The sequence below is a fragment of the Streptomyces sp. LS-MS-L19 genome (assembly GCF_058382285.1).
In genome coordinates this window covers 2,491,262-2,509,092 of sequence record NZ_JBYCLL010000001.1, presented here as the reverse complement: position 1 = coordinate 2,509,092, position 17,831 = coordinate 2,491,262, and the positions used below count along the sequence as shown (strand labels likewise).

12 protein-coding genes are annotated in these 17,831 nt (G+C 71.5%); 4 read left to right on the top strand and 8 right to left on the bottom strand.

Annotation, left to right across the window (positions count from 1 at the left end; translation table 11 throughout):
• Positions 1 to 12 precede the first annotated feature (12 nt).
• Genes AC2XR2_RS11065 through AC2XR2_RS11050 form a run of 4 tightly spaced genes read right to left on the bottom strand, consistent with a single transcriptional unit; the run spans position 13 to position 4,809 of the window.
• A complete protein-coding gene (locus tag AC2XR2_RS11065) occupies positions 13 to 1,368 on the bottom strand; it encodes an ADP-ribosylglycohydrolase family protein (RefSeq protein ID WP_491514934.1) in 1,356 nt (451 codons plus the stop codon).
• Positions 1,356 to 2,522, bottom strand: coding sequence for an ADP-ribosylglycohydrolase family protein (locus AC2XR2_RS11060; protein ID WP_491514933.1), 1,167 nt, complete (start codon positions 2,520 to 2,522; stop codon positions 1,356 to 1,358). Before AC2XR2_RS11060 ends, AC2XR2_RS11065 begins: the two co-directional genes overlap by 13 nt.
• Positions 2,523 to 2,530: 8 nt before the next feature.
• The gene (locus AC2XR2_RS11055) at positions 2,531 to 3,796 is read right to left on the bottom strand and encodes an ADP-ribosylglycohydrolase family protein (RefSeq protein WP_491514932.1); all 1,266 of its coding nucleotides are present in this window, start codon (positions 3,794 to 3,796) and stop codon (positions 2,531 to 2,533) included.
• A complete protein-coding gene (locus AC2XR2_RS11050) occupies positions 3,793 to 4,809 on the bottom strand; it encodes an ADP-ribosylglycohydrolase family protein (protein WP_330267591.1) in 1,017 nt (338 codons plus the stop codon). Before AC2XR2_RS11050 ends, AC2XR2_RS11055 begins: the two co-directional genes overlap by 4 nt.
• A 271-nt stretch (positions 4,810 to 5,080) precedes the next feature.
• On the opposite strand from AC2XR2_RS11050, the gene AC2XR2_RS11045 reads away from it, so the two are divergent.
• From AC2XR2_RS11045 to AC2XR2_RS11035, 3 genes are all read left to right on the top strand, one after another.
• Positions 5,081 to 5,812 (top strand): VIT1/CCC1 transporter family protein, encoded by a 732-nt coding sequence (locus AC2XR2_RS11045; RefSeq protein ID WP_330267592.1) that lies wholly within the window; start codon positions 5,081 to 5,083, stop codon positions 5,810 to 5,812.
• Between the two features lie 379 nt (positions 5,813 to 6,191).
• Positions 6,192 to 10,790 carry a glutamate synthase large subunit gene (gene gltB, locus AC2XR2_RS11040; protein ID WP_491514931.1) on the top strand — a complete coding sequence of 1,533 codons (4,599 nt, stop codon included), beginning with the start codon at positions 6,192 to 6,194 and terminating at the stop codon, positions 10,788 to 10,790.
• Positions 10,783 to 12,243 (top strand): glutamate synthase subunit beta, encoded by a 1,461-nt coding sequence (locus AC2XR2_RS11035; protein ID WP_381306968.1) that lies wholly within the window; start codon positions 10,783 to 10,785, stop codon positions 12,241 to 12,243. Before gltB ends, AC2XR2_RS11035 begins: the two co-directional genes overlap by 8 nt.
• 164 nt (positions 12,244 to 12,407) lie before the next feature.
• Here AC2XR2_RS11035 and AC2XR2_RS11030 read toward each other — a convergent pair whose 3' ends face one another.
• Both AC2XR2_RS11030 and AC2XR2_RS11025 read right to left on the bottom strand, forming a co-directional pair.
• Positions 12,408 to 13,340 (bottom strand): chitosanase, encoded by a 933-nt coding sequence (locus tag AC2XR2_RS11030; protein ID WP_381306966.1) that lies wholly within the window; start codon positions 13,338 to 13,340, stop codon positions 12,408 to 12,410.
• The gene (locus AC2XR2_RS11025) at positions 13,337 to 14,254 is read right to left on the bottom strand and encodes a rhomboid family intramembrane serine protease (RefSeq protein ID WP_449349017.1); all 918 of its coding nucleotides are present in this window, start codon (positions 14,252 to 14,254) and stop codon (positions 13,337 to 13,339) included. Before AC2XR2_RS11025 ends, AC2XR2_RS11030 begins: the two co-directional genes overlap by 4 nt.
• A gap of 98 nt (positions 14,255 to 14,352) precedes the next feature.
• Here AC2XR2_RS11025 and AC2XR2_RS11020 point away from each other — a divergent pair, with 98 nt between their 5' ends.
• Entirely contained in the window at positions 14,353 to 15,075 is a 723-nt protein-coding gene (locus AC2XR2_RS11020) for a vWA domain-containing protein (protein WP_449349016.1), read from the top strand.
• A 55-nt stretch (positions 15,076 to 15,130) separates the two neighbouring features.
• Here AC2XR2_RS11020 and AC2XR2_RS11015 read toward each other — a convergent pair whose 3' ends face one another.
• Entirely contained in the window at positions 15,131 to 16,015 is an 885-nt protein-coding gene (locus AC2XR2_RS11015) for a hypothetical protein (RefSeq protein WP_449349015.1), read from the bottom strand.
• Positions 16,016 to 16,052: 37 nt separating this feature from the next.
• A complete protein-coding gene (locus AC2XR2_RS11010; protein WP_491514930.1) occupies positions 16,053 to 17,822 on the bottom strand; it encodes a glycoside hydrolase family 35 protein in 1,770 nt (589 codons plus the stop codon).
• Positions 17,823 to 17,831 lie beyond the last annotated feature (9 nt).

The window sequence follows — 17,831 nt, the reverse complement described above, 5'->3', positions numbered from 1 at the left end:
GGGCGATGCGGTTCATGGGCGAGCAGCCTCCCGGTGGGTGAGGTGGGCCAGGGTGTCGAAGCCGACCCCGTTGAAGTCGGCGACGGAGGTGGCGAGCCGGTTCTTGAGGGGCGCGGTCCAGTGGTCGGGGAGGCGTTCGGGGGAGCCGGTCAGCAGGGCGGCGATGCTGCCGGTCGTGGCACCGTTGGAGTCGGTGTCCCAGCCGCCGCCCACCGCCCGGGACACGGAGCCGGTGAAGTCGCCGTGCGCGTGGGTGAGGGCGGCGGCGACGAGAGCGGTGTTGGGGATCGCGTGGACCCAGTGGTGGGTCCCGGCGTGGGTGGCGTGGAGTTCGTCCACGACCGTGTCGAAGTCCGCGTGCCGCCGGGCCAGCCCGATCGCGTGGGTGATCGCCCCGGCCAGGCGGGAGGCCGGGGGGATCACGGTGAGTCCGGTGCTCAGACAGGCGTGGACGTCCGGGGTCACCGCCGCCTGCGCGATCACCGCCGCCGTGAACATCGCCGCGTAGACGCCGTTCGCGGTGTGGGTGAGGGTGGCGTCCCGGTGGGCCTGTGCGGCGGCCGCGGCCGGGTCGCCGGGGTTGGTCCAGCCGTGGACGTCGGCGCGGATCAGGGCGCCGATCCATTCGCGGAAGGGGTTGCGGTGGCGGGCGGTCCGCGGGGGTTCCAGGCCCTCCAGGAGGTTGCGGTAGGCGAGGCGTTCCGCGGTGAAGGTGCGGCCCGCGGGGAGCTCGTCGAGCCAGAGCCTCGCCACGTCCGCGGTGCTGAAGTCCCGGCCGTGGCGTTGCAGCAACAGCAGGTTCAGCAAGGGGTAGTTGAGGTCGTCGTCCTCGGGCATGCCGTCGATGTTCTCGGCGAGGGAGGTGGCGGCCGAGCGGCGGTTCCAGGGGTGCGCGGCGAGGAGGTCCGCGGGGACGCCCTTCGCCGTGAAGTAGGTCCTCAGGGGCCAGTTGCCGGTGCGGCGGGCGAGTTCACGGATGGCCTCCAGGGGGAGCTTCTCCACCGGCTTGCCGAGGAGGCAGCCGACGGCCCGCCCCAGCCAGGCGGCTTCCAGCGCGGACCGGGTGAGCGCGGCCGGGGCGGGCGACGGCCACGCCGGGCAGCGGGCCCTGATGCTCGCGAGGTCGGTGGGTTCGTCGTCCGCCAACCTGCTCGGCAGGTCCGCCAGTTCGTCCAGGAGGTCCTCCGCGAGCTGCCGCAGGTACCTGGTCGCGGGTTCGGCAGAGGCACCCGCCCGGATCGGCGCCTCCGCGCCACCGGCCGCCTTCCACCGGGCCGCGATCGCCGACGGCTCCCGGCCGTCCTGGCGCGCCTGGCGGAGTTCGTGGCCGACCAGGTCCTCCGGCTGGACCCAGGTCAGTCGGAGCATCTCGGGCCTCCGAGCGCGGTGAAGGCCGACTCGTGGGCCCGGCGACGGCGTACGTCCTGTTCGAAGATCTGCCGGGTGACGGCGGTCAGGGTCGTCGCCGGACCCCAGAGGTCCAGGCGGCTGGCCTCCGCGACCTTCTTGGCCCAGTCGTCCGGGACGGGGTCGCCCAGGGCACCCGCCAGCGCGCCCGCCATCGTGGCGATCGAGTCGCAGTCCCTGCCGTAGTTCACCGCGCCGAGGACCGCGTGCCGGTAGTCGCCGCCGGCCACGACCAACATGGCCAGCGCCACCGGCAGTTCCTCGATCGCGTGCACGCGCGAGGGACGGCGGGCACCGAGCGAGGGGGCGCGGTAGTCGTCGCCGACGGTGTCGTAGGGGGACACCGCCGCGCGCAGCGGCCGTAGCGCCGACTCGAAGTCCGTGTGCCGGGACGCCACTTCGCAGACCTTCTCGACGGCGGTGCGGGTGCCGTCCTTGGCGAGCGACAGACAGGCCGCGACGACCGAGTCGGGGGTGGCGCCCGGGGTGCTCGCCGCCGCCACGGCCGCCGCGAACACGCCCGCCGCCTCCCTGCCGTACGACGACTGGTGGGCGCCCGCGACGTCCAGGGCCTCGGCGTAGGCGGCGGCCGGGTTCGCCGCGTTGACGAGGCCGACCGGGGCCATGTACATCGCCGCACCGCAGTTGACGATGTTGCCGACGCCCGCTTCCCGGGGATCGACATGGCCGTAGTGGAGGCGGGTGACCAGCCATTTCTCCGCGAGGAAGAGGCGGTGCAGGGGGAGGGCCTCCGCCTCCAGTTCGGGGATCCAGCGCGGGGTCGTCATCAGGTCGGGGACCAGGTGGTCGGCGACCGCGTAGGCGTCCAGGTGGTCCCCGACCCGGTCGTAGACCCTGATCAGGGCGTGGGTCATCAAGGTGTCGTCGGTGACGTGGCCGTCGCCCTTGTGGTACGGCGCGATGGGGCGGGCGGTGCGCCAGTCCTCGCCGTTCCAGGGACCGACGATGCCGTGGACGCGGCCGGCGTGGCGCTCGAGGATCTGCTCGGGGGAGTAGCCCTCGACGGGGCCGCCGAGGGCGTCGCCCACCGCCGCGCCCACAAGGGCTCCGGTGATCCGTTCCTCAAGACTGCTTTCTTGGTTTTTGGGCGTCATGCCCGGAATCATCCTCCTGGGAGGGGTTGTTGTGCGGCTTCCAGGAGTCCGGCGAGTTCCACGAGGTCCGTGCCGGTGAGGCGGGGGAGGGCGCAGCCGGAGAGCGTGCGGCAGGCGGCCTGCCAGGTGGCGGGGATCGATCCGCTGCCTCCCAGCGCGCCGGTCAGGGCGCCGACCAGGGCCGGGGCAGAGTCCGCGACCCGGGACAGACAGGCGGCCGCGGGGATCGCCTCCGCGATCCGGCCCTGCGCGGCGGTGGCCAGGGCGAGCGCCACGGGGACGGTCTCGGCGGCCGCGATGCCGTAGCTGTAGACGTGGTCGACGATGTCGTGTTCCAGGGCGGGGATCAGGGCGAAGGCGCTGTCGGCGGACTGGGCGAGGTGCAGGGCGTGGCGGGCGTTGCGGCCGATCTCCGTCTGGGCGGGGAGTTCGGCGAGGGCGGCGGACACGCAGGTCTCCACGGTCGCTCCCGTCAGGGCGAGGGAGACGGCCGCCGCCATCGCCCGGGCGCCGTGCACTCCGTCGCCGTCCTGGGTGTAGCGGGCGTCGAACTCGGCCAGGTCGGCGGCGAGTCGGGGGGCGCCGGGGTGGGCGACGGCGAGGACACAGGCCCGGACGCAGGCCGCGTCGTCGAAGTAGTGGGGGTTGTCGTGGCCGGTGGCGGGTGGGCGCAGGCCGGTGGCGAGGTTGCCGAGTCCCGCGCGTACGGAGATGCGGGCGCGCAGGGGGATCTCGGCGGACTCGATCTCCGGGGCCTTGTCCGTCGCGGCGGCCACTTCGTCGGCGAGGGCGTTCCAGGTGAGGTCGATCGCGGTTCTCGTACGGCGGTCCCGGGGGAGGTCGCCGAGGGCGGTGCCGTCGGCTGCTCTGAGGAGGGCCTCGGCGGTGAGGGCCGCCCATTCGGCGTCGTCGGAGGGGCCGAGGCGGAGGGGGTCGGGGGGTTGGTTGAGGGCGATGGGGACGGGGAGGGTGGTGGTGGCGTTCTGCTCGGCGAAGGTGTCCAGTTCGCGGGTGAGGCGGCGGGTCCAGTCGGGGAGGCGGGTGGCTCGGTGGCGGGCTGAGGGCCAGCCGGCGGCGTCGCCTGCGGCCAGGCCCAGCAGGAGGCCGACGGTTCTGCCCGCCTCGGCTTCGGCTCTTGTGTTCCCACCCGAACCACCCGTTTCGCTTTCGTCGTCGGGTGCGGGTGGCCCTTGTGGGGCGAATTCGCCGTCGGCGGCTTCCTTCGGCGGTGCCGTCAGTGTCGTCGGTTCGTCCCAGGGGAGCGGTGGTGTCATGAGGTGGCCTCCGGCCCGGTGCTCTGTACCAGCAGGTCCGCCACGTCCAGTACGTGTCGGCCCGCCATCGACGGGAGGCAGCTGCCTCTCGCCGGGCCGATGGCCGTGGCCCAGGCGGCCGGGATCGCCGACACCCCCCGCGTCGCGCCCGCCAGCGCTCCCGCCACCGCTGCCGTCGTGTCCGCGTCCCTTCCCATGTTCACCGCCGTCAGGACCGCCTCGCGGAAGTCGCCGTCGGCCGCCGCGTACGCGCCGAAGGCGAGGGCCACCGCCTCCGGGGCCAGGTCGGTCCACGGGTAGCCGCCGATCACCACCGCGGAGCGGACCGCCTTCTCGCCCCGGTGGGCCACCGCCACCGCCCTGCGCAGGGACCTCGCCGTCCAGCTGTCGTCCGGGATCACCGCCAGCGCGGAGGCGACGACGGCGATCGTCGGGGCCCCTGCCATCGCCGCCGCCACTCCCGCGGCGACCGCCTGGCCGCCGTAGATGCCCTCGCCGTCATGGCTCACGGAGCCGTCGATCGCCACCAGCCGGGCCGCCTCGGCGGGGCGGCCCGCCGCGAAGACGCCGAAGGGGGCCGCGCGCATGGCCAGTCCGTCGCTCCAGGCGTGCCGGTGCTGGGCCGAGATGGGGGCCGCGAGGCCCCGGCGGAGGTTCTCCAGCGTGCCCCGCTCGCTGAAACCGGCGCCCCGGAACGGGCCCTCGTCGCGGTCCGCGATCCATTCGTGCCAGGCCCCCTCCACATGGGCGGGGGTGAGGGCCGAGCCGTGCCGGGCCAGCAGCAGCCCCGAGAAGATCGTGTACTCCGTGTCGTCCGTGCCCGACGGGGTCTCGGCCACGAAGCCCTCGATACGGCCCCAGCGGTCCCGGATCTGCGACGGCTTCAGGTTCTCGGCGGGGGCGCCGAGGGCGTCCCCGACCGCCAGGCCCAGCAGGGCGCCGCGGGCCCGCTCGCGGAGTTCGGCGGCGCCCTGGGGCGCGGGGACCGGGGGAACGCAGGCGATCGATGTCATACGCGGGCCTTTCCACAGAGACACCTTTTGCTGAGACACCTTTCGCGGATGTGTCCCACCATCGGCGGTTGACCGGAGCCTCCTGGCCCGCAACGTCACCCGGTCGACATCTGTGCAGCCGCGCTATCGAATGAGCGCTCGATGGTAAAACCGCAGGTTAGCCCAGCCTTTCCTTGCTGGCGGACGGGAATGAGCCGACGTACTGTGGGCGTTGTTGAGAATTAGAACGTGTCCAAAGTTAGCTTTGGCTTAGCTTCCCTGGGGGACCGGAATGGCCATCATCGACATCGAGGCGCCACTGCACGAGGCGCACCGCGACAACCACACGCACCGGGACGTCAACGGCGGCTGGCTCCGGCCCGCCGTCTTCGGGGCCATGGACGGACTGGTCTCCAACCTCGCCCTGATGACCGGTGTCGCCGGTGGAGCCGTCGGTCAGCACACCATCGTGCTGACCGGACTCGCGGGGCTCGCCGCCGGTGCCTTCTCGATGGCCGCCGGTGAGTACACCTCCGTCGCCTCCCAGCGTGAGCTGGTCGAGGCCGAGCTGGACGTCGAGCGGCGCGAGCTGCGCCGGCACCCGCAGGACGAGGAGGCCGAGCTCGCGGCCCTGTACGAAGGGCGGGGTGTCGAGCCGGAGCTGGCGCGCGAGGTCGCCCGGCAACTCTCCAAGGACCCCGAGCAGGCCCTGGAGATCCACGCCCGCGAGGAGCTGGGCATCGATCCCGGCGACCTGCCCTCGCCGCTCGTCGCCGCCGTCTCCAGCTTCGGCTCCTTCGCGCTGGGCGCCCTGCTCCCCGTACTGCCGTATCTGCTCGGCGCGACCGCGCTCTGGCCCGCCCTGCTGCTCGCCCTGTTCGGGCTGTTCGCGTGCGGTGCCGTCGTGGCCAGGGTGACCGCGCGGACCTGGTGGTACAGCGGACTGCGGCAGCTCGCCCTGGGAGGTGCGGCGGCCGGTGTGACGTACGCCCTGGGCAGTTTGTTCGGAACGGCCGTAGGATAGGTCGGCTGCTACTTATGCGTTGGGCCGCATAAGTAGCCGTTACTCGCTGGTTTCGACTGCATGACCACTGGGCATGAGCCGTAAGCACTGTGGGCAATGACGCTTGCGGCGCACCCGCGGGGTCGGCGACGACGCCTTCCCCGCCTCCTGGGTCGACGGACAAGGATCTGACCGATCAGTCCGGCTCGACCCCCACATACTTCAAGCCACGTGTGCGGCACCCCCCTCGCACCGCGTGGCGTCCGCATGTTGGAACGGAGTATCCGGTTCCCGAGATCCGCTCCATCATGTAACCTGCACGAAATTTTGCACTCACGCAGAGGGCCAACGTCGTCCCTCGGCAAGCTGAATATGCCAATTGACGACGACGGGAGAGCCGATGCGTACGCCGCGCCAGCCGTCCCAGCACTCCACGAATGGCCAGAAGTGGTCGTTCATGGATGCTCGCCCTGCTGCGCAGGGTATGTACGACCCCCGCAACGAGAAGGACGCCTGTGGCGTCGGTTTCGTGGCCACCCTCACCGGCGAGGCGAGCCATGCGCTGGTCGAGCAGGCGCTCACGGTTCTGCGCAACCTGGAGCACCGCGGTGCCACCGGCTCCGAGCCCGACTCGGGTGACGGCGCGGGCATCCTGTCCCAGGTTCCGGACGCCTTCTTCCGCGAGGTCGCCGGCTTCGAGCTGCCCGCGGCCGGTGCGTACGCCGTCGGTATCGCCTTCCTGCCCGAGGAGGGCACCGAGGACGCCGTCTCGAAGATCGAGACGATCGCCGCGGACGAGGGACTGACGGTTCTCGGCTGGCGCGAGGTCCCGGTCGCCCCCGAGCTGCTGGGTGCCACGGCCCGCTCCACGATGCCCGCCTTCCGCCAGGTCTTCGTGACCGACGGTTCCTCGGAGGGCATCGACCTCGACCGCAAGGCCTTCGTGCTGCGCAAGCGCGCCGAGCGCGAGGTCGACGTGTACTTCCCGTCGCTGTCGGCGCGGACCATCGTCTACAAGGGCATGCTGACCACCGGTCAGCTGGAGCCCTTCTTCCCGGACCTGTCCGACCGCCGCTTCGCCTCCGCGATCGCGCTCGTGCACTCCCGGTTCTCCACGAACACCTTCCCGTCGTGGCCGCTCGCCCACCCGTACCGCTTCGTCGCGCACAACGGTGAGATCAACACCGTCAAGGGCAACCGCAACTGGATGGTCGCCCGCGAGTCCCAGCTGGTCTCCGACCTCTTCGGAGGCGAGGGCAAGGACCTGGAGCGGATCTTCCCGATCTGCACGCCGGACGCCTCCGACTCGGCGTCCTTCGACGAGGTCCTCGAACTCCTGCACCTGGGCGGCCGTTCACTGCCGCACTCCGTGCTCATGATGATCCCGGAGGCGTGGGAGAACCACGACTCCATGGAGCCCGCCCGCCGCGCGTTCTACGAGTTCCACTCCACGATGATGGAGCCCTGGGACGGCCCGGCCTGTGTCACCTTCACCGACGGCAAGCAGGTCGGCGCGGTCCTCGACCGCAACGGCCTCCGCCCCGGCCGCTACTGGGTCACCGACGACGGCCTCGTCGTCCTCGGCTCCGAGGTCGGCGTCCTCGACATCGACCCCGCCAAGGTGGTCCGCAAGGGCCGTCTCCAGCCGGGCCGGATGTTCCTCGTCGACACCGTCGAGCACCGCATCATCGAGGACGACGAGATCAAGGCCGCCCTCGCCGCCGAGCAGCCCTACGCCGAGTGGCTGGAGGCCGGGGAGATCGAGCTCTCCGACCTGCCCGAGCGCGAGCACATCGTGCACACCCACGCCTCGGTCACCCGCCGCCAGCAGACCTTCGGTTACACCGAGGAGGAGCTGCGCGTCATCCTCGCCCCGATGGCCAAGGCCGGTGCCGAGCCCATCGGTTCGATGGGCACCGACTCACCCATCGCCGCGCTCTCCTCGCGCCCCCGGCTGCTCTTCGACTACTTCACCCAGCTGTTCGCGCAGGTCACCAACCCGCCGCTGGACGCGATCCGCGAAGAGCTGGTCACCTCCCTGCGCTCCTCGCTGGGCCCGCAGGGCAACCTGCTGGAGCCGAGCGCCGCGTCCTGCCGTACGGTCACCCTGCCCTTCCCGGTGATCGACAACGACGAGCTGGCCAAGCTCATCCACATCAACGCCGACGGCGACATGCCCGGCTTCAAGGCCGCGACCCTGTCCGGCCTGTACCGGGTCTCCGGCGGCGGCGACGCCCTCGCCGCCCGCATCGAGGAGATCTGCGCCGAGGCCGACGCGGCCATCGACAACGGCGCCCGGCTGATCGTCCTCTCGGACCGCCACTCCGACGCCGAGCACGCGCCGATCCCGTCGCTGCTGCTCACCGCGGCCGTCCACCACCACCTCATCCGCACCAAGCAGCGCACCGAAGTGGGCCTGCTGGTCGAGGCCGGTGACGTCCGCGAGGTCCACCACGTCGCGCTGCTGATCGGCTTCGGCGCCGCGGCCGTGAACCCGTACCTCGCCATGGAGTCCGTCGAGGACCTGGTCCGAGCCGGCACCTTCCTCTCCGACATCGAGGCCGAGAAGGCCATCCGGAACCTGATCTACGCCCTCGGCAAGGGTGTCCTCAAGGTCATGTCGAAGATGGGCATCTCCACCGTCGCCTCCTACCGCGGCGCCCAGGTCTTCGAGGCCGTCGGTCTCGAAGAGGGCTTCGTCGCCAAGTACTTCAGCGGGACCGCCTCCAAGATCGGCGGCGTCGGCATCGACGTCATCGCCAAGGAGGTCGCCGCCCGGCACGCCAAGGCGTACCCCGCCTCCGGCATCGCTCCCGCGCACCGCGCGCTGGAGATAGGCGGCGAGTACCAGTGGCGCCGCGAGGGCGAGCCGCACCTGTTCGACCCGGAGACGGTCTTCCGCCTCCAGCACTCGACGCGTGCGAACCGCTACGACATCTTCAAGAAGTACACGGACCGCGTGAACGAGCAGTCCGAGCGGCTCATGACGCTGCGCGGCCTGTTCGGCTTCAAGTCGGACCGCCCGTCGATCCCCGTCGACGAGGTCGAGCCCGTCTCCGAGATCGTCAAGCGCTTCTCCACCGGCGCCATGTCGTACGGCTCCATCTCCAAGGAGGCGCACGAGACCCTCGCCATCGCCATGAACCAGCTGGGCGGCAAGTCCAACACCGGTGAGGGCGGCGAGGACCCGGACCGTCTCTACGACCCGGCCCGCCGGTCCTCCATCAAGCAGGTCGCCTCCGGCCGCTTCGGTGTGACCTCCGAGTACCTGGTCAACGCGGACGACATCCAGATCAAGATGGCCCAGGGCGCCAAGCCCGGCGAGGGCGGCCAGCTGCCCGGCCACAAGGTCTACCCGTGGGTCGCCAAGACCCGGCACTCCACCCCGGGTGTCGGTCTGATCTCCCCGCCGCCGCACCACGACATCTACTCCATCGAGGACCTGGCCCAGCTGATCCACGACCTGAAGAACGCGAACCCGCAGGCGCGGATTCACGTGAAGCTGGTCTCGGAGGTCGGCGTCGGCACGGTCGCGGCGGGTGTGTCCAAGGCGCACGCGGACGTGGTGCTGATCTCCGGCCACGACGGTGGTACGGGTGCCTCCCCGCTGACCTCCCTGAAGCACGCGGGTGGTCCTTGGGAGTTGGGCCTCGCCGAGACCCAGCAGACGTTGCTTTTGAATGGTCTGCGCGACCGGATCGTCGTCCAGACCGACGGCCAGCTCAAGACCGGACGTGACGTCGTCATCGCCGCGCTGCTCGGCGCCGAGGAGTTCGGTTTCGCGACCGCGCCGCTCGTCGTCTCCGGCTGCGTCATGATGCGCGTCTGCCACCTGGACACCTGCCCGGTCGGCATCGCCACCCAGAACCCCGTCCTGCGCGACCGGTTCTCCGGCAAGGCCGAGTACATCGTCAACTTCTTCAAGTTCATCGCCGAAGAGGTCCGCGAGATCCTCGCCGAGCTGGGCTTCCGCTCCATCGAGGAGGCCGTCGGCCACGCCGAGACCCTCGACGTGACCCGCGCGGTCGACCACTGGAAGGCACAGGGCCTGGACCTGGAGCCGCTGTTCCACGTGCCCGAGCTGCCCGAGGGCGCGGTGCGCCACCAGCTGATCGAGCAGGACCACGGCCTGGAGAAGGCGCTCGACAACGAGCTCATCAAGCTCGCCGCCGACGCCCTGGCCGCCGACTCCGCGACCGACGCCCAGCCGGTCCGCGCCCAGGTCAAGGTCCGCAACATCAACCGCACGGTCGGCACCATGCTCGGCCACGAGGTGACGAAGAAGTTCGGCGGCGCGGGCCTGCCCGACGACACCATCGACATCACCTTCACCGGTTCCGCCGGCCAGTCCTTCGGTGCCTTCCTGCCGCGCGGTGTCACGCTGCGCCTGGAGGGCGACGCCAACGACTACGTCGGCAAGGGCCTCTCCGGCGGCCGGGTGATCGTCCGTCCCGACCGGGGCGCCGACCACCTCGCCGAGTACTCCACGATCGCCGGCAACACCATCGCCTACGGCGCGACCGGCGGCGAGCTGTTCCTGCGCGGTCGTACCGGTGAGCGCTTCTGCGTCCGCAACTCCGGCGCCTTGGTGGTCTCGGAGGGCGTGGGCGACCACGGCTGCGAGTACATGACCGGCGGTCACGCGGTGGTCCTCGGCGAGACGGGTCGCAACTTCGCGGCCGGCATGTCCGGCGGCATCGCCTACGTCATCGACCTCGACAAGGACAACGTCAACGTCGGCAACGTGGACGCCGTCGAGGCGCTCGACGACACCGACAAGCAGTGGCTGCACGACGTGGTGCGCCGCCACCAGGAGGAGACCGGCTCCACGGTCGCCGAGAAGCTCCTGGCCGAGTGGGACACCGCCGTGGACCGCTTCAGCAAGATCATCCCCAGCACGTACAAGGCAGTGCTCGCCGCCAAGGACGCCGCCGAGCAGGCGGGACTCTCCGAGTCCGAGATCACCGAGAAGATGATGGAGGCGGCGATCAATGGCTGACCCGAAGGGCTTCCTGAACCACGGCCGCGAGGTCGCCAAGTCCCGCCCCGTCGACGTCCGTCTGAAGGACTGGAACGAGGTCTACGTCCCGGGCTCGCTGCTTCCGATCATCTCGAAGCAGGCGTCCCGCTGCATGGACTGCGGCATCCCGTTCTGTCACAACGGCTGTCCGCTCGGGAACCTCATCCCCGAGTGGAACGACTACGCCTACCGCGAGGACTGGGCGGCCGCGTCGGAGCGTCTGCACGCGACCAACAACTTCCCGGAGTTCACCGGGCGGCTGTGCCCGGCTCCCTGTGAGTCGGCGTGTGTGCTCGGCATCAACCAGCCGGCCGTGACCATCAAGAACGTCGAGGTCTCGATCATCGACAAGGCGTGGGACAGCGGCGATGTCGCGCCGCAGGCCCCCGAGCGCCTGTCCGGCAAGACCGTCGCCGTGATCGGCTCGGGCCCGGCGGGTCTCGCCGCCGCCCAGCAGCTCACGCGGGCCGGTCACACCGTCGCCGTCTACGAGCGCGCGGACCGCGTCGGAGGCCTCCTCCGGTACGGCATCCCGGAGTTCAAGATGGAGAAGCGGCACATCAACCGCCGTATCGAGCAGATGCGCGCGGAGGGCACCCGCTTCCGTACCGGTATCGAGATCGGCCGCGACCTCAAGGCGACCGACCTGAAGAAGCGGTACGACGCCGTCGTGATCGCCGCCGGTGCCACCACCGCGCGTGACCTGCCGGTGCCGGGCCGCGAGCTCAAGGGCATCCACCAGGCCATGGAGTACCTGCCGCTGGCGAACAAGGTCCAGGAGGGCGACTACGTCACCTCCCCGATCTCCGCCGAGGGCAAGCACGTCGTCGTCATCGGCGGCGGCGACACCGGCGCGGACTGCGTGGGCACCGCCCACCGCCAGGGCGCGGCCTCGGTGACGCAGCTGGAGATCATGCCCCGGCCGGGCGAGGAGCGGAACCCCAACCAGCCCTGGCCGACCTTCCCCATGCTGTACAAGGTCACCTCCGCGCACGAGGAGGGCGGCGAGCGGGTCTACTCCGTCTCGACGACCCACTTCGAGGGCGACGAGGACGGCAACGTCCAGTGGCTGCACCTCAGCGAGGTCGAGTTCATCGACGGCAAGCTGACCCCGAAGCCGGGCACCGAGCGCAAGATCCCCGCCCAGCTGGTCACCCTCGCCATGGGCTTCACCGGCACCGACCGGGAGAACGGCCTGGTCGAGCAGTTCGGCCTGGAGCTCGACGAGCGCGGCAACATCGCCCGCGACGCCGACTTCCAGACCAACGTGCCGGGCGTGTTCGTCGCCGGTGACGCCGGCCGCGGCCAGTCGCTCATCGTGTGGGCGATCGCGGAGGGCCGCTCGGCCGCCCGCGGCTGCGACCGCTTCCTGGCGGGCGCGAGCGAGCTGCCGGCACCGATCCGGCCGACGGACCGTTCGCTGATGGTCTGACGGTCACCAGGGGGGCCTGACGGCCCCTCACACAGCGTCCCGTACAAAGGCGTACGGAACACTGACGGCGCCCGCCTCACGTCCCCGACCGGACCGAGGCGGGCGCCGTCGCATGCGCTGGTACGGCACCTTCTCCTCCGGCACCTTCTCGTACGGCACCTCTCCTACGGCACCTTGAACGTCTCCCCGTACACCTGCCACTCCAGCGGGGTCCGCAGGCCCAGGTTCCCGTCCTCCAGGAACCGCCGTTGCGCGGTGTCGACGCGGGTGGTGTCGATGCCGGGGTGCTTGGTGCGCATGGCGTCCTCGCGGATGTCCAGGAAGGCCTTCAGGTAGGCCTTCTCGGAGCCGCCCCCGGTCGGGCTCGCGGCCTTGCGCAGGGCGCGTGCGCGCAGCCCGTAGAAGCTGGTGGCGTCGGTGCCCGGGCCGTGGAAGACCATGGCGTCGTAGTAGACGAACTGGCCGAGGGCGCCGAGCCCGTCGAGCTTGGCGAGGCGGACCGCGGGGTCGAAGTAGACGCGGTCGCGCGCCGCGTCCTGGGCCTTCCGGAAGGCGGGCACCTGGGCCTCCGCCTTCCACGCGGCCGTGAAGCCCGGGTCCAGGCCCTCGTGGGAGTCCGTGCCGTCGACCGCGCGCAGGGCGGGCAGGTAGCGCGCGAGGCCGTTGTCCGGGTGGGCCTTCGTGTAGCCCTCGACGAGGGTGAGCAGGTCGTTGGTGCCGGTGCAGAAGCCGATGATGCCGGCCGTGTAGCCCTGGCCGTCACCGATGTCCTCGATGTAGGCGTAGGCGCTGCGCCAGTCGAGGGTGGAGTTCTCGGCACTGGCCACCAGCTGCTGCGCGAGGTCCTTCTCCGCGGGCGCCGCGAGGCCCGGCGGGAGACCGCCGATGACCTTGTAGCTCGCCGAGCCCCCCGACTGCTCCGCCCAGTCCTTGGCACCCTGGGCGTCCTCGGTGTCCTCGGCCGCCTGCGCCCGGTAGGCGGCGGAGAGATCGGGGCCCGCCCGGCTCGCGTCGCCGTCCTCGGGCGCGAGGAAGTACACCGACGCCGTGACGATCACGGGGACGGCGGCGAAGAGCAGCAGTCCGGCGCGTTTCACTGGGCTCCCGTCAGCTCGGCGGCCTTCGCCCAGGCGCACACCACGAGCAGCACCAGCAGCGCGGCGCAGGCTCCCGCCTGCACGAGGGCGCGACGGCCGTCCCGGGGAGCGTACGCGTAGGCGAGCGTGACCGCGGCTCCGGTGAGCAGCCCGCCGAGGTGGCCCTCCCAGGACGTCATGGCCGCGGAGAGCACCAGCCACAGCAGCAGGCCCGCCATGAAGCGGTTGACCTGGGCCATGTCGGCGCCGAGCCGGCGAGCCATCACGTAGTAGGCGGCCCCGAGCCCGAAGATCGCGCCGGACGCGCCGAGCGTGGGGTCGTGGGGCGCGGCCAGCAGCACGAGGACCGAGCCGCCGAGCGCCGAGAGCAGATAGAGGGCGAGGTACCGGATCCGGCCCAGCTGGGCCTCGACCACACGGCCGATGTTCCACAGCGACACCATGTTCATCACGATGTGCAGGATCCCGAACGTGCCCTCGGTGGGCGGCAGATGCAGAAACGCGCCGGTCAGCAGCCGGTACCACTCGCCGTCGACGACCCCCTCGACGTGGAAGTCGGGCGGGTAGGCGGCCTGCCACACGTAGTGGCCGCCGTCCGGGCCCACCAGACCGGCCCCCAGCATCTCGAACCGGTCCACGATCGCCGGGCGCACCAACTCGCCGACGTAGGCGAGCACGTTGAGGCCGATGAGGACGTACGTCACCAGCGGTACGGTCGTGATCCGCCCGCCGAACGCGGTCCGCGCCTGCCGTACCGACCGGGCCCCCTCCCGCACGCACTCCGGGCACTGGTGGCCGACGGCCGCCGCCCGCATGCAGTCCGGGCAGATGAACCGCTCGCAGCGGGTGCAGCGGACGTGGGACTCCACCTTCGGGTGGCGAAAGCAGGTGGTGAGGGTGGATTCGGGTTCCACGTCCGGCTCCTCGGAGTGAACAGGGGTGATCATTGAGCCGGTGGGGACGGCGGCGAACAAAATATCGAACGCCGGTGACTGCGGAGAGCGGAGGGGTCATGGTCGCGATCAGTCCCAGCAAGGTGGCGGAGACGGCGCCCGCGCTGGTCGACCTGTACAAGAGCGCCGGGGTGTCCCTGGTGAAGCACGGGCTGGAGGGGCTACGGGCCGCGGTCTACCTCGTGGTCGACTACTCGGGCTCCATGCGGCCGTACTACAAGGACGGCACGGTGCAGGCCCTCGCCGACCGGGTGCTCGGGCTGTCCGCGCAGCTCGACGACGACGGCAGGGTGCCCGTGGTGTTCTTCTCCACCGACGTGGACGCCGTGACGGACATCGAACTCGCCGGTCACGAGGGCTGCGTCGACCGGATCGTGGCCGGCCTCGGGCACATGGGGAAGACCAGCTACCACCTGGCCATGGACGCCGTCATCGACCACTACCTCGACAGCGGCAGCACGGCCCCCGCCCTCGTCGTCTTCCAGACCGACGGCGGCCCGATCAACAAGCTCGCCGCGGAACGGTACCTGTGCAAGGCGGCGAAGCTGCCCCTGTTCTGGCAGTTCATCGGCTTCGGCGACCCGCACAGCAAGCAGTTCGACTTCCTGCGCAGGCTCGACGAACTCCCCGTACCGGACCGGCGGGCGGTGGACAACGCCGGGTTCTTCCACGCGGGCGAGGACCCGCGCACGGTCCCGGACAGCCGGCTGTACGACCGTCTGGTGAGCGAGTTCCCGAAGTGGCTGCTGGCGGCACGGGCCGAGGGGATCGTACGGACGTAGGCCGCCGCTGGGGGGAGGTCGTCCCGGTCCGGCGTGATCAGCCCCCGACGCGGCCCTACGTGTCGCACTCCAGCACCGTCCGGCACAGGGCGCACCGGGCCCGTACCCGCCCCCGGACCGGTACCCGGATCCGCTGGCGGCAGGTGGGGCAGGGGAACGACACCCTCAGCCGGCCGACGCCGTCCGGGGTGAAGGTGTAGGGGACGCCGGGGCGGGGGCCGGGGCCGCCGTGCCGGCGGTCGTGGGCGTAGCGGCGGCGGCCCGCCCAGCCCGCGGCCGTCAGCGGGGGCTGCTGCTCGTCCTCGCGGGCCAGGGCCAGGCCCTTGCCGTAGGCCGTGTACGCCTGCGGGCTGGTGAACCACACCGACGGGTCCTCGCCGAACACCAGGGAGCGCTTCGCCAGGACGTACCCGAACTCCTCCGGGGTCAGGTAACCCAGCTTCTGGGACGACGCCGCGTCCTCCCGGTACGCGTCCAGGAGCAGCCACCCCGCCCCCAGGTACGTCGTCGCCGTGTCCGTGAGGATCTCGTTCTCGCGCACCCCGGGGAAGGACAGGTCCAGCCGGTGCAGATACACATGCATGACCTCGTGGGCCAGCGCCGCCCCGATGTCCCGCCGGTGCGTGCGGAACCGGTCGTTCAGCTCGACGAAGTACTCCGGCCCGGCGGTGAGTTCGACGTTCGCCGCGTGTGTCATCTCCCGGAAGCTCACGACGAACCGCGCGTCCGGCAGCCGGTAGTGCCGCACCAGCTCCCGGGCCACCCGCTGCGCGCCCAGATAGAGGTCGTCGGTGTCGCAGAACGCCACGTCGACCGGCGCCACGCTCGTCGCGAACGTCCGCACGGTGTCGTAGGAGAGCCGCTTGTAGAGCGCGGTGATCGCCGCCCGCACCGTCTCCAGGTGCGGGTAGCCGTGCTGGACCGGTCCGTCGTTCGTCACGCCCGTACCCCCAAGACGCCCTGAACCCGATTCCACTCTACGAGGTCGTGAGCGGATCCACGGGGGTCGGATCCGGAGCACGCAGCAGGAGTACGGGTCCGTCGGCCGGAGCCTCCTCCAGCTCCAGCACCCACACCTCGTTGCCGCCCTCCCGCAGCACCGGACCGGGCACGTACAGCGACCGCTGCGGGCCCACGGACCAGTACCGGCCGAGATTGAACCCGTTGACCCAGACGAACCCCCGGGTCCAGCCCGGCAGCTCCAGCACCGCGTCCCCCGCGCCGCGCACGCTCAGCTCACCCCGGTACAGGCCGGGAGAACCGTCGCCCGGCGCCGGGCCGAAGCCGATGCCGGACACGGAGTCCAGCGCGTCCAGCCGCAGCCCCCGCGCCCGCACCCCGTGCAGGAACTGCCGCTCGTGCAGCAGGCCCCCCGTGATCCCCTTGGCCTCCCCGCTCCTGGGCCCGTAGTTGACCCGCCCCAGCGACTCCACCCACAGCTCCACCCGCGCCGGACCCGCCACCGGCTCCTTGAGCTGCACGTCGTCCTCGGTGAGCACCCCGGCCCGCTCCCCGTCGACGTACACCACCGCGAGGTCCCTGAGACCGCGCGCGATCAGCGGGTACGGCTGCCGCGGCCCCGGCACGCTCACCTCGTACCGCACCAGCCCCCGGTCGACGTCCAGCTCCTCGAAGGTCGGCGGGACGGGCCCTTCGAAGGGCGCTCCACCCCGCTCCTCCAGTACGGCGGACAGGGCCGCCCAGCCGGTGAGGCGCACCTCGTCCGGCGCCCCCAACACCTCGGGCGCGGACGGCAGTTCCGCCACCGGGCCGTAGGCGGCGAGCACCTCCCTGAAGCGCCAGAACTTCTCCGTCGGCCTGCCGTACTCGTCGATCGGCGCGTCGTAGTCGTACGACGTCACGTCCGGCTCCAGCGGACCGTCGTGCAGCGCGCCCCCGCCCCGGTTGGCGCCCGCCCAGCCCGCGAAGTTCGTGCCGCCGTGCGCCATGTACAGGTTCACCGAGGCGCCGAGCTCCAGGATCTCCCGCAGCGTCGCCGCCGCGTCCCCCGCGTCCCGTACGACGTGCTCGCCGCCCCAGTGGTCGAACCAGCCGCACCAGAACTCCATGCACATCAGCGGACCGTCCGGGCGGTACCGGCGCAGCGCCTCGAAGGCCTCGCGGGCGCCCGAGCCGAAGTTGACCGTGGTGAGGACACCAGGGAGCGAGCCGCCGGTGAGCATGTGGTCCTCGGGGCCGTCCGAGGTGAACAAGGGAACGGTCACGCCCTGCGCGCGCAGCAGTTCCGCCAGCCGGCGCAGGTAGTCGGCGTCCGTGCCGTAGCTGCCGTACTCGTTCTCCACCTGGACCATCAGCACCGGGCCGCCCCGGTCGATCTGCCGCTCCACCACCTGCGGCAGCAGCCGCCCGAACCAGCGCTCCACCTCGCCCAGGTACACCTCGTCGCTCGTGCGCGCCCGCCCCCGGAGCCAGTGCGGCAGGCCGCCGTTCTCCCACTCCGCGCAGATGTAGGGGCCGGGGCGGACGATCGCCCACAGCCCGGCCTGCCGGGCCGCGTCCAGGAACCGGCCCAGCGCCTCGACGTCCCGGAAGTCACCGGGACGCGGCTCGTGGAGGTTCCACGGCACGTACGTCTCCACGCAGTTGAGGCCCATCGCCCGCAGCATCGCCAGCCGGTGCCCCCACTGGGCCTCGTGCACCCGGAAGTAGTGCAGCGCGCCGGACAGCAGCCGGACCGGCCGGCCGTCCAGCAGGAAATCGGTTTCACCCGTCGAGAACTCGCTCATAGGCTCCAC